The 13022-nt window shown below is 71.0% G+C and carries 7 protein-coding genes; 4 read left to right on the plus strand and 3 right to left on the minus strand.

Features of this window, described 5'->3' with window-relative positions; translation table 11 throughout:
* Nucleotides 1-290: 290 nt before the first annotated feature.
* Entirely contained in the window at nucleotides 291-2459 is a 2169-nt protein-coding gene (locus tag MEBOL_RS20155) for a serine/threonine protein kinase (protein ID WP_095982889.1), read from the plus strand.
* Between the two features lie 3 nt (nucleotides 2460-2462).
* Here the strand turns inward: MEBOL_RS20155 and MEBOL_RS20160 are convergent, their stop codons facing one another.
* A complete protein-coding gene (locus tag MEBOL_RS20160; RefSeq protein ID WP_095982890.1) occupies nucleotides 2463-5324 on the minus strand; it encodes a TonB-dependent receptor domain-containing protein in 2862 nt (953 codons plus the stop codon).
* A gap of 42 nt (nucleotides 5325-5366) precedes the next feature.
* Nucleotides 5367-5816, minus strand: coding sequence for an HIT family protein (locus MEBOL_RS20165; protein ID WP_095978965.1), 450 nt, complete (start codon nucleotides 5814-5816; stop codon nucleotides 5367-5369).
* Nucleotides 5817-5962: 146 nt separating this feature from the next.
* Between MEBOL_RS20165 and MEBOL_RS20170 the strand changes: the two genes are divergently transcribed.
* From MEBOL_RS20170 to MEBOL_RS20180, 3 genes are all read left to right on the plus strand, one after another.
* A complete protein-coding gene (locus MEBOL_RS20170) occupies nucleotides 5963-7576 on the plus strand; it encodes a carboxypeptidase-like regulatory domain-containing protein (RefSeq protein ID WP_095978966.1) in 1614 nt (537 codons plus the stop codon).
* A 192-nt stretch (nucleotides 7577-7768) separates the two neighbouring features.
* The gene (locus MEBOL_RS20175) at nucleotides 7769-8227 is read left to right on the plus strand and encodes a response regulator (RefSeq protein ID WP_095978967.1); all 459 of its coding nucleotides are present in this window, start codon (nucleotides 7769-7771) and stop codon (nucleotides 8225-8227) included.
* A 42-nt stretch (nucleotides 8228-8269) separates the two neighbouring features.
* Nucleotides 8270-12040, plus strand: coding sequence for a bifunctional serine/threonine-protein kinase/formylglycine-generating enzyme family protein (locus tag MEBOL_RS20180; RefSeq protein WP_095978968.1), 3771 nt, complete (start codon nucleotides 8270-8272; stop codon nucleotides 12038-12040).
* Between the two features lie 9 nt (nucleotides 12041-12049).
* On the opposite strand, the gene MEBOL_RS20185 is transcribed toward MEBOL_RS20180, so the two are convergent.
* Nucleotides 12050-12958, minus strand: coding sequence for an SMP-30/gluconolactonase/LRE family protein (locus MEBOL_RS20185; protein ID WP_095978969.1), 909 nt, complete (start codon nucleotides 12956-12958; stop codon nucleotides 12050-12052).
* Nucleotides 12959-13022: the final 64 nt, after the last annotated feature.

Here is a 13022-nt window from a genome sequence, read left to right on the forward strand (position 1 = left end):
CGCGACCGCCCTATCCGCTGCATGGCTCCCTCCCATGTGGGCACCCCTTCGCTCCGGTGCCGTAACCAGGTGAAAAGACAGGAAAATCAAGGATTTGGAGGGGGGGGGGGGGGGGGGGGGGGGGGGGGCTGTACAAAAGTTCAGTGATATCCCGTTCCCCGGACTTTCCACCCTTCCACCTCACCGTTCATGCACCACCCATGGATCGGTGAGGCGCACCCTAGGCGGAGGCCGGGAGGGCCCGCAACCCGGTGTTCATAATCCCGGGCTAAGATGTGTCTTCTGTGTCCATGGACTCTCCCGCGACGAACGACTCCGCTGCCCTGCCTCGTCTCCTCGGCCGTTACGAACTCGTCCATCTTCTGGGGCAGGGTGGAATGGGAGAGGTGTACCTCGCCAAGATTTCCGGAGCGGCGGGTTTCGAGAAGCCCTGCATCGTCAAGACGATCCTCCCCACGCTCCTGAAGGACCGGCAGTTCCTCGATCGCTTCCACCATGAAGCGAAGGTTCTCGTGCACCTGGTGCACTCGTCCATCGCGCAGGTCTACGACATGGGCGAGGCCGAGAACACCTACTACATGGCGCTCGAGTACGTGGCGGGCGTGGATCTGGCCTTCCTGCAGGAGCAGGCCCGCGTGCAGGGCCAGTCGCTGCCCCTCCCGGTGGCGCTCTACCTCGGCCAGCACATCAGCGAGGGGCTGGGGTATGCCCACCGGAAGATGGGCCCGGACGGCCAGCCGCTCGGCATCGTCCACCGCGACGTGTCGCCGCACAACGTCATGCTCTCCTATGAAGGAGAGGTGAAGGTCATCGACTTCGGCCTCGCCAAGAGCGCCGCCCGGAGCAAGTACACGCTGCCCTCCACCGTCATGGGCAAGCTCGGTTACATGTCCCCGGAGCAGGTGCGTGCCGAGGCCGTGGATCACCGCAGCGACATCTACTCGTGCGGGGTGGTGGTGTGGGAGTTGCTCGCCGGGCAGCCCCTGTTCGCCCATGGCACCGTGGGCGAGATGATGGCCGCCATGTCCAACCCCGTCGTGCCCGCGCTGCACGAGCTGCGGCCGGACGTGGATCCCTCGCTCGATGCCGTGGTGCGTCGCGCGCTCGCGCCCCATCCCGAGGACCGTTACGCCCGCGCCGACGACTTCGCCCGCGCCCTGAACGAGCAGTTGCTGCGCCAGGGCTCGTCCCTGGGCGCCGAGGAAGTGGGCAACTTCGTGCGCGGACTCTGCCCGGAGGCCTTCGCGTCGCAGCGCCAGCTCCTCTCCCGGCTCACCTCCAACCCGAGCCTGCGCCGCACCCCCATTCCCCTGGGCCCGACCGGGATGCCCATGAACACCGGCGTCCAGACGCCCGCGGCGATGGACGCGACTGGAATTGGCTTCGCCTCCACCATGGTGCGCGCTGACAGCCGTACCGCCGTGCCCGTGGTGTCCCCCTCACCCGAGGCCCTGTCTCAAGGACCCGGCCGCAAGGGGTGGACGGTGGCGATCCTCCTCGGCGCGCTCGGGTTGATCGGCGCCACGGCGGGGGTGACGACCGTGTGGTTGACGAACAATCAACCCGCTGGCTCGGAGTATGCCTCCCACGATCGGGGTCCTCCGGACGAGCGGCGCCCGCGGGGTCCCGGAAGTTTTCATCGAGGTGAACGCCCTCCGGAGGATCGCCCTCCACCGCCCGATGGCCCTCCTCGGCCCTGGCCTCCTCCTCCTCCCGTGGGTCCGCCGCCGGCGCTCGAGGGTCCTCCTCCCGCCGGTGCGGCGATGGGGGGGGAGCCCCCGCCTCCCGAGGAGCCCAAGGTGGTGGTGGAGACTCCGGCCCCGAAATCGGCCCGGCTCGTTCCCGCGGAACACGTGGCGGCGATGCGGCCCGGCCCCAAGGCGTCGCAGTTCCTCGTTCCGGAGGGACGCGCGGCGGGGCTCTCGCCGGGCATGGTCATCCCCGTGGTGGTGGCCCCCGTGCGGGATGGAAAGGCGAAGCTGCTGGGCGAGGCGACGGTGCTCAAGGTGTCCGAGAAGGGCGCCGTGGTGTCACCGGATGCCCGGGTGCGCAACGCGGGGCGGATCGAGCGTTTCGCGGTCCTTCCCCTCGTCGTCCCGGCGAAGTTCGAGGTTCCCTCGGAGCCTCCCCCCGCACCGGCTCCCGCCGTGACGGCGCCTCCCAAACCCGCCGCGCCCTCGGGGCCGCGGGCGTTGGTGGGACGCATCGCGGATCGCAGCCGCACCCCGTTGTTGAGGAAGTTCGAGATCACCAACACGGACACCATCACGTGGAGCAACTGCATCCTCGTGGCCCAGGGACGCGAGACGTACAAACTGGGAGGCATCGCGCCTGGGGGTTCGCGGGAAGTGTCGCTCAGGGACTTCGAGCACGGCGAGGCGGGAGGGCCCTTCGTGGAGCAGAATCGCCTGGGTCTCTTCTGCGCCGAGGGCCAGAAGCTCTTTCCCGTGAAGCTGTGAGGCTCAGAAGGAGCCCGTGAGCTGGAGCGTGAAGGTCCGGCCGTATTGGGGCACGGGCGCCGCGGCGCGCACCTCACCGAGCGGGAGGGCGTAGCGGGCGTCGAGCAGGTTCTGCACGCCGGCGAAGTAGCGCAGGTGCGGCAGCTCTCCGGACAGTCCGAGCCCGATCAACAAGGCCTCGCCATGGTCGGTGCCATCCGCGCCGCGGCCCCGGGCGCTCTGGTAGGTGGCCTGGGTGGCCAGGCGCATCTCTCCCGAGCCCAGGGGGAGCAGCAGCCGTCCCGAGGCCAGATGCGCGGGAGAGGCGTCGGTCTCTTCCTGGGAGGCGTTGCGCAGGGAGACGAAGGAGTAGCTCAGGTCCACGAGCAGGTAGCGTCCGGGTTGCCAATGCAGGCCCGCCTCCGCGCCCCAGGCGCGCGTCTCCCCGGAGCGGTTGCCGAAGATGGTGCACGGGGTGGGGCTCGCGGGGTCTCCACAGCGGGGCTCGCCCTGCTGCTGCTGGAGCACCACGAGGTTGGAGATGCTGTTGTGGTAGCCCGCGACGATGATGCGCAGCTCGTTGGTCAGATCGTGCGCGTGCTCGAGTTCCAGCGTGGTGATGGTCTCCGGGTCCAACTTGCCCGCGGCGGCCTGGGTCCGGCCGCTGTCCTCGTAGTCGAGTTCGTAGGGCGTGGGAGCGCGAAAGGCGCGGCCCACCACCAGCTTGGTGAGGCCGTTGGTGTACGGGCGTCCGATGAGCGCCAGGCGCGGGGTGAAGGGGGCGCTGTCCAGGTCGAAGTAGCGATCCACGCGCACGCCCGCGGACAGGCTCAGCCGGGGGTGGAGGGTCCACTCGTCCAGCAGGTAGGTGGAGAGCAGCAGGCGGGATCTCGCCGGCAGCAGCGCGGCGCCCTGGGGGCCGAAGCTCTTCTGATTCACGCGGAGCTGGGCCTGACCCTCCACGCCCACGGTGAGATGGTGGGTGTCGAAGAGCCACAGGCGCAGGCGCGCCTCGGCGGACAGCCAGTCGGCGCGGGAGGCATCGGTGTCCCGCCGCAGACTCCCCTCGGGTTGTGCGTACATCCAGTCGCCCTGGTAACGGCTGGCGTCATAGGCGCCGCGCAGCGACAGCTCCAACCGCTCACTCAGGGTCCGCTCATAGCGGGCCTCGGCGAAACCCCGGAGATCGCTCACCTGGGTGCCCGGTGCGCCCAGGATCGTGTCGAAGGGGCCCATGGGACTCTGCTTGAGCCGCCAGTGCCACAGGGTGTGGAAGCCGAGCTTTCCCACGCGGGCCCGGAGCGATGCGCTGGCGGCACGCTCCCCATCCAACCCCTCCACGGTGGGCAGTCCGCTCCCCAAGGGCGTCATCTCCGCGCCCCGGATGTTCAACCCCGCCACGGACAGCAGGAGCGAGTTCTGGTCGCGCTCCCATCCCGTGCTCACACGCATCCGCGTGGTGCCCAGCGCCCCCACCGCGCCCGTGACCTCCACGTGCCGTTCCGCGCCCAACGTCTCGCGCGGCACCACGTTGATGACGGCGAAGAAGGCGCCCGTGCCGTACAGGGCACTGCCCGGGCCCCGGACCACCTCGATGCGATCCACTTCCGCCAGGTCCACCGCGAGGTCCCTCCCCGCGTAGCCCTGCCCGGTCACGATGTCGTTGAACGGATGGCCATCCCAGAGGGTGAGGACGCGGGTGTTGAAATCACCCGGGGGCGCGAAGCCGCGCACCCCCAGGTAGGTGTAGGTCCGATCGTCGGAGACGAAGATGCCGCGCACGGCGCTCAGGGCCTCGGCGAGCGTGGTGTAGCCGAAGGCACGCAGCTCCTCCTGGGAAATGACGGAGGTGGAGGCGGGCGCCTCGTCCACGCTCAAGAGATTCTTGGACGCCGCGCGCACCGGGGGCGGCACGTAGCGCAGGTCCGCGTGGACGCGCGTCTCCGCGTCCGCGTGCACCTGGACGCGCTGGTTCACGGGGCTCACGTCCCGGCTCTCCACCTCCAGGGTGTGCTCGCCTTGCGTGAGGGTGAGCACGGTGGGGGTGAAGCCCATGGGGCGTCCGTCCACTCGCACCGTGGCGTTGTCGCGATTGGCGGTGACGATGAGGCGTCCGGTGGGCGTGGGGCGCGGACTGAGCGCCACCGAGAAGGGCACGTCGTCATCGGCGACCACGTCCACCATCACCTGGGCCGGGGTGTGGTCGGGAGCGCTCACGTACAGCACGTGCTGGCCCGGGGTGAAGCGCAGGGTGCCGGGGACCCGTCCGAGCACGGGGCCGTCCGCGGACGCGCGTATCTGGGCGCCCACGGGCGTCCCCGTGATCCGCACCGTGCCGGTGATGAGCTCCAGGGTGAAGGCCTGCTGCTCGGCGCTTCCGCGTGTCAGCTCCACCGTCACCGTGGCGCGGCGATAGCCCTCCTTGCGCACCATCACCTCGTGGCGCCCGGGCGGCAGCGCGAGCATCTGGGGCGAGAGCCCCCGTGCGCCCAGATCCTCCCGGTCCACGAACACCTCGGCGCCCGGCGGCTCGGTGGTGACGCGCACCAGGGCCACCTTGGGCCGCAGCCGCTCCAGGGCCCGGTCCACCTCGGCCGCGTCGGCCGCGGGCAGGGCCTCCTGGGTGAGATCGTTGTAGTAGCGGTAGGCCTCGTTGTAGCGGCCCAGCGCCTCGTAGCAGCGCGCGATGTTGTAGAGGACGTTGCGGTTGGGCACCAGGCGGTAGCTGGTGAAGTAGGAGCGCAGCGCCTCGACGTACTGGCGCCGGGCATACGCCTGGTTGCCCACCTCGAAGCTCACATCCGCTTCATCCGCGGTGTTGCTGGCCCGCACGGCCGCTGGCACGAGCAGCAGCGACAGCAGGAGGCCCAGACGAAGCACATGCATGATCGCCCCCATTCTTTCACGCGGGCGTACCCCGTCCACCTGTCAGCGTGACAGGGCGGCGCCCAGGGCGCGGGCCGCGGCCTCCAACTCCTCCTCCGGGCGTGCCTCGGCGGGGAGCGCGTCGAAGGCGCCCCTTCCCCACAGCCGCCGGGGGGTGTCCCGGTAGCGTGGCACCAGGTGCAGGTGGAAGTGACGCAGCACGTCACCGATGGCGAACGCATAGGCGTGCTCGGCGCCAAGCACCTCGCGCTGGGCGCGCATCACCCGCGCGGCCCAGGCGCCCAGCTCCCGTGCTTCCTCCTCCTCCAGCTCATAGAGGGCGCGCGCGTGCCGCTCGCTCGTGAGCACCACCCAGCCGGGCAGGGGGCTCGGGGAGGCCACGCCATGGAGCACCAGCCCCGGTGGGCGGGCAATCACCCCTCCCACGGGCCGGACACTCCCGTTCACGAGGGCACAGCCCAGGCACGGGTCATTCACGTCCACGTCACTCATGGTCCCTCACGCTACCAGTGCCCGCCCGGGAGCGGGGATGGCCCCTGGGGGCGCGCCAACTTGACGCAGGAGGGGCCTGGGTCGGAGACTGCCGGGCCGCCGCCACGCGCGGAGAACATTTCAAGCCAAGCAGCCAAGGTGGGACGATGAAGAAGCATTGGGCATTCGTGTTGCCGCTCCTCGTGTTGGGTTGCGGTCCAGAGGACTCGAACGGGGATGGGATCGCCGACGGCATCCTCAAGCCGGATTCCGTGTCGGTGGTGGCTCCGGCCACGCCCAAGGGCACCGTCTCCGGCCAGGTGCTCGACACCCGCCTGGCGCCCCTCTCGGGCGCGGAAGTGAAACTGCTCATCGGCAGTGATGCGTCGGGTCAGTTCACCACCCAGACGGACGCCGCGGGCAACTTCATGTTCTCCAACGTGCCGGCGGGCTCCTCGGTCCTGGTGACCGCGAGCAAGGGCGGCTACGCCACGTTGCGCGCCAGCGCCCAGGTGCCCTCCAGCGCGGGCAACATCCCCATCAACAATGGCAACGCCAGCCTGGGCGCCATCCTGCTCGCCGAGACCGGCAGCAGTGTGAGCTTCACGCTGCTCACGCCCTCGGGCCACCCCGCGGCCAACGCCCGGGCGTACCTGGAGGCCACCCCCGCCGGCGCGCTCGCCTTCAACACCACCGATGCCACCGCCACCAGCTCGGTGATCGCCACCCCCGTCGTGGCCAATGAGATGGGCATCGTCACGTTCACCAACGTGCCCGCCCCCGCGGAGCTGGCGCGCATCGGTGGCGTGGAAGCCGCCGCGGGCGGCTACCGGCTCTTCGTGGATCCGGTGGACATCAACGGCGACGGCATCATCGACGCGGCCGGCTACGACAATAAGTTCGACGCCTCGACCCTGTTGACCACGGGCAGCTCGCAGCTCGTGCGCCTGGCCCTGCCCAACAACGGTACGGCCGGTACCTTCGGCCTGACGGCCACCAACCTCGCCAGCCTCCAGTCCGCCGACAAGCGGCCCTCGCGCAACCTGCTGCGCGACGGCGAGCCCATCTTCCTCGCCTTCAACCAGCCCGTGGCCCGCGACTCGCTCCTCGCCATCCTCACCGATGAGGCTGGCCGGGAGCAGATCGACGTCACGGTGACGCCCAACGCCACCGGGGATGTGTACTCGCTCACGCCCGCGGCCGGCCGCGTTCTCGAGGGCCAGGAGTACAACCTCATCGTGCGTGCCACCTCGGCCTACTCGGGCGCGGTGTTCTCCAAGAAGGGCTTCTTCGTGCGCGGCGACGTGAAGAGCCCGCGCCCGCTGTCGCTCGTGTCCGTCACGTTCAAGGACAACAACGTCACGGGCAACACCACGGGCGTGCTGGACGCGGGCGAGTGCGTCATCCTCACCTTCAACCAGACGGTGGTGCCCACCACCACCCTCCTCGAGGTCACGCTCTCGGGAGGCCCGGAGGTGCTGAACTTCAAGACCGTGGCGCCGGCCCCGTACCCCGCGCCCGCGACCAATCCCTGCTTCACCGGGGAGAGCACGAAGTTCCCCATCGAGCCGGGTTTCGACGCCACCACCCGATTCTACTTCGCCTACGGTGCGGCCGGGACGGCGGGTCCCCCGTCCATCAACCCGACCACCACCACGGCCAATGTCCGCATGGAGTTCACCAAGTTCCAGCCGCTGGATCTGTCCAGCTACTACGAGACGGCGTGGGGGTCCCCGGTGGCCGCCACGACGATCCTCGAGAAGCAGATGGCCCGGCCGTAGTCCCGCGGTCCCATGCTCCAGGCCGGAGTGCGAGGCCTGGGGCGCCCAAGTCATCATCGGCGTGAGCCAACTGTTGGCACCTGGACAGGAGCGCGGGGGGAAAGCCCGCGCTCCCCCCGGATGCCACGAGCGCATCCAGGGAGCCGTGCATAGCATGGTGGGCGTTTCCACCTCGCACGAGGGCTCCGCGCCATGACCGTACCGCTCACGCACACCCTCGATCGCAGGACGAAGGATGCCGCCGAGCCGGCGCGTGCCACCGAGCGCAGGCGCGTGCTCGTGGTCGACGACTTCGATGACGCCCGCGAGATGTACGCGGAATATCTGGAATTCGTGGGATTCCAGGTGGACGTGGCCCGCAACGGCGTCGAGGCGGTGGAGAAGGCCCAGGGCGCTCCTCCCGACATCATCCTCATGGACCTGTCCCTGCCGGTGATGGATGGCTGGGAGGCCACGCGCCGGCTCAAGCAGGATCAGCGCACGCGGAACATTCCCGTCATGGCGCTCAGCGGCCACGTGCTGGCGGGCAACGCCGAGCAGGCGCGGCAGGCGGGCGCGGACGAGTTCGTCGCCAAGCCGTGTCTCCCGCAGGACCTGGAGGATCGCATCCGCCGGATGCTCAAGCCGGACAAGTCCAAGACGAGCCCCTGAGTCGATCGGCTGTTCCCTCGTGTCTCTTCCCGGGGAGGCGCCGTGGACCTCCTGCCATCGCCGCGCGTGGATGCCGACGGGTGGACTCCCCCCGAGGCCTTCGACGAATACCGCCTGGTGCGCCCCCTGGGCCGTGGGGCCATGGGCCACGTGTATCTGGCCCATGACACCCTGCTCGACCGGCCCGTGGCGGTGAAGTTCGTGCGCGCGCTCGGCCCCGGCGCGCTCAGCCGCTTCCTCGTGGAGGCCCGCGCCGCCGCCCGCCTGCAGCACCCCAATGTCGTCACCCTCTACCGGGTAGGGCAATGGGAGAACCACCCCTACCTCATCTCGGAATTCGTCCGGGGCACGTCCTTGGATCGCCTGCCCCGGCCGCTGCCCTGGGAGCGCGTGCGGGCGATCGGGAGGGATCTGGCGCGGGGGCTGGGCGCGGCGCACCGGCGGGGCGTGCTGCACCGCGACATCAAACCGGGAAATGCCCTGCTCACGGAAACGGGGGAGGTGAAGCTCTTGGACTTCGGGCTGGCCAAGCTCCTGGACGAGGGCGCGCCGCCCCGGGAAGAGCCTCCCGCGCAGGGGGGCGAGGACCCGGAGCGGGTGGCGGGCCCGCTCGATGGGGTGACCCTGCCGTCCCTGCCCGAGGGGATGCGGGTGGGCACGCCCTACTTCATGTCCCCGGAAGCCTGGGCGGGTGATGCGCTCACGGCCCGCAGTGACGTGTACTCCCTGGGGCTGCTGCTCTACGAGCTGTGCGCGGGGCAGGGGCCCTTCCGGCATGTGCCTCCCCGGGAGTTGTGCCTGGCGGTGTGCTCGCGTGACGCGCGCCCCCTGGCCGAGGCCGTACCGGGAGTGGATCCCGACTTCGCGGCGGTGGTGGACAAGTGCCTGCGCCTGGTGCCCGAGGAGCGCTTCGCCTCGGCGGTGTCGCTCCTGGACGCGTTCGGCCACCTGACGCGGGACGAGCGGGCGGACGCCCTGCCCGAGGGCAATCCCTACCGGGGCCTGCAACCCTTCGAGGCCGAGCACCGCGCGCTCTTCTTTGGCCGGCAGCGCGAGCAGCGCGAGGTGCTGGAGCGGCTGCGCTCCGAGCCCTTCCTGCTCATCACCGGAGACTCGGGCGTGGGCAAGTCGTCCCTATGTCTGGCCGGTGTGCTGCCCCGCATGGCCGACGGCGCGTTGGAGGACGGGCGGCGCTGGCGCGGCGTGCGGCTCATTCCCGGCCGACGTCCCGTCATCGCGCTCGCCGCCGCCATCGCCCCCGCGCTGGGCATGGACGAGGACGGGCTCGCCAACCTGCTGCGCGCGGACCCCACGGGCCTCGCGCGCCAGTTGAGGGCCCGGCTGCGCGCGGACGAGGGCTTGCTCCTCTATGTGGACCAGCTGGAGGAACTGGTGACGCTCGCGGGGGACGCCCAGGCCGCCCAGGTGGGGATCGCGCTCGGGGAGATCGCCGCGGGTGTGTCCGGTGTGCGCTTGCTGTCCACGAGCCGCAGCGACTTCCTCACCCGGCTCACCGCAGTGCCAGGCCTGGGCGCGGCCGTGCCCGGGGCGCTCTATCTGCTGCGCGCGTTGGGGCCCGAGGAGAGCCACGAGGCGGTGGTGGGCCCGGCGCGGGCCAAGGGCGTGCGCTTCGAGTCCGAGGCCCTGGTGGACACGCTCGTGGCCTCCATCTCCGCGACGGAAGGAGGGCTGCCGCTGCTGCAATTCGCGCTCGCGGAGCTGTGGGAGGCGCGCGACGAGGCGCGGGGCGTCATCACCCAGGCGGCGTTGGACGGACTGGGAGGGGTGGCGGGCGCGCTGGCCCGGCACGCGGACGCGGCCGTGGCGCGCCTGTTGCCGGATCAACGGGCGGTGGCGCGTGGTGTGCTCCTGCGCCTCATCACGCCCGAGGGCACCCGGGCCCGCAGGACGGATGGCGAGCTGGTGGGGGAGGATCCCCGTCAACGCGCGGTGCTGGAGGCCCTGGTGCGCGCGCGCCTGCTCGTGGCGCACGAGGTGGATGGCGGCACCTGCTACGAGGTGGCCCACGAGGTGCTGCTCGACGGGTGGGGCACGCTCGCGCACTGGCTCGCCGAGGCCGCCGAGCGCCGCGAGGTCCAGGCGCGGTTGCAGGCGGCCTCCGCCCATTGGGAGCAGGTGGGAGGCGAGCGGGAATTGCTCTGGGGCTCACGGCAGCTCGCCGAGGCGCGCCTGCTCGAGCCCGCGGAGCTCACCCTCCGCGAGCGGGCCTTCCTGGAGGCCTCGCGCCGCACCCTGGTCCGCAGCCGGCGTCTGCGGCACGCGCTCGCCGTGGGCTTCGTGTTGTCGCTCGTGCTCGTGTACGGGGGCCTGCGGCTGCACGAGGAGGCGGGGCGGGACGCGGTGGTCCGCGACTGGCTCGCCGAGGCCGCCCTGTCCATGCGGGCCGCCCGGAACGAGCGGAATGTCTTCGTGCGAGCGCGCGAGGAGGCCTTCCACCACTACGACGCGGGGCGCATGGCGAGCGGAGACGCGGCATGGGCACGCGCTGTCACGGCCGAGGTCTCGCTCCACCGGCTCCTGGGCGAGGTGGGCGATCACCTGGAGCATGCCCTGGTGTTGGACCCCCTGCGCTTGGAGGTTCGCGAGGCCCTCGCCGACTTCCTCCTCGAGCGCGCCTTCCATGCCGAGCAGGCCTTGGAGACGGGGGAGTTGCCCGCGCTGCTGCACCGGTTGCGGCTGTACGACACGGGCGGCGAGCGCTGGCGGCGATGGACTCGGCCCGCGCGCGTCACACTCACCGTTCCCGGAGCGCTGGAGCGGGTGGAACTGCGGCCCGTGTCGCGCGACGGGGCGGGCCGCGAGGTGTTGGGGGCGCCCGTGCCCGTGGCGGGAGGGCCCTGGGTGGACAGGGAGGTGTCGCCGGGGGATTGGCGGCTCACGGTCTTCACCTCGGGCCACGAGCCCGTGCGCCTTCCCCTGCGCCTGCGGAGGGGCGAGCACCGGCGGCTGGGGCTCACGCCGATGCGCGCGGGCTCGCTTCCCCAGGGATGGGTATATGTCCCGGTGGGGCGGGTGCTCTTTGGCAGCGCGGCGGACGCGAGCGTGCGGAGCTTCTTCAACGCGCTCCCGCTGCACGAGCGGCGGACGGGCCCTTTCCTCATCGCCCGCCACGAGACGACCTACGCGGAGTGGATGGACTATCTCGCCGACCTGCCCAGACGCGAGCGCGAGCGGCGCCTGCCGCGCACGAGCACGCCCTACCACGGCATGCTCCAGCTGGAGCGCGAGGGGAGCACCTGGCGCCTGCGCTTCCAACCCGGCGGCGAGCCCTACACGGTGCGCGCTGGCGAGCGGCTGACGTATGCCCGGCGCGAGCGGCGCGGCTCCCAGGACTGGCTGCGCTTTCCCGTCACCGGCATCTCCTTCGAGGATGCGGAGGCGTACACGGCGTGGTTGGACCGGACGGGGCGGGTGCCCGGAGCGCGGTTGTGCACGGAGCTGGAGTGGGAGCGCGCCGCGCGAGGCGAGGATGGGCGCGAGTACCCCCATGGAGACGCGCTCGGTCCGGACGACGCCAACGTGGACCTGACGTATGGCAAGGAGCCCGGGGGCTTCGGTCCGGACGAGGTGGGCAGCCACCCGGCGTCGCGCAGTCCATTTGGCGTGGAGGACATGGCGGGCAACGCGTGGGAGTGGACGCGCTCGGCGGTGGAGCCCGGGAGGGTGGTGGCGCGCGGGGGGGCGTACTACTTCGCCTCCGCCTCGGCGCGCGTGGCCAACCGCGAGCTGCCCGAGCGCACCCTGCGCGACATCACCGTGGGCCTGCGCGTGTGCGCCGACGTGCCCCGGTGATGCGCGGCTTCACTTCCCGGACGGTGGGACGAAGCGAATGCCCGGCAGGCCCGCCACGGGGGCCTCGAAGGCGAACAGGTTGCCCTCCTCGGGCCGCTGCCGCCTCTCCGCCTCGCTCAGCGTGTGGTTGGCCGAGGTGACATAGATGGTTTTCAGATCCTCGCCGCCGAACGCGGGCTTGGTGGGGTTCCGCACCGGCATGCGCACCTCGCGCTCCACGCGACCCGTGGGGTCGAAGCGGACGACCTTGCCGGCGCCGTGGATGGCGCACCACAGGAAGCCTTCCGAGTCCACGCTGGCTCCGTCCGGGCCCGAGCCCTCCTCGACGCGGGCGAAGACGCGCTCGTTGAGGGGCAGGCCCAGGTGCGGGTCATAGTCGGCGGCCCAGATGGTCTTGCGGGGCGTGTCGCCGAAGTACAGGGTGCGGCCATCCGGGCTCCATGCCAGCGCATTGGCGATCTGGACGGGCCTCGTTCCCGCGTGCCACTTCCCCTCGCCGTCGTAGCGCCAGAAGGGGGCCTCGCGCGGAGCCGGGCTCGCGTCTCCGGGCTCCAGGGGCTCGTACATGGGGCCGATCCAGAAGCGGCCCTGCCGGTCCAATGCGCCATCGTTGAAGACGAAGCGGCGGGGATCGAACGGGGGCGGCGCGAGGAAGCGCAGGGAGCCATCGTCGAAGGTGAAGTCGAACAGCCCGGTGCGCAGCGCCACCACGGCCCCGGTCCGCGTCAGGGCATAGGAGCCGAGAGACGCGGGCATCTTCCAGGAGGTGTCCTGGCCCGTCCTCGGATCGAAGGCATGCAGCGCGGGCTCGCGCAGGCACAGCCAGAACAGCCGTCCGGAGTCCGCGTCCCAGACGGGATTCTCACCATTGAGGGACTGGGCCTTCAGGACACATCGCACCGGACTCGTCGTGCTCATCGCCCGCCGTTATGCCGGGCGCGGGTGGGCATGCCCATCACCATGCACGGGAGCACGCCGTCTC

The organism is Melittangium boletus DSM 14713 (genome assembly GCF_002305855.1).
In the GTDB taxonomy this organism is placed as follows: Bacteria; Myxococcota; Myxococcia; order Myxococcales; family Myxococcaceae; genus Cystobacter; species Cystobacter boletus.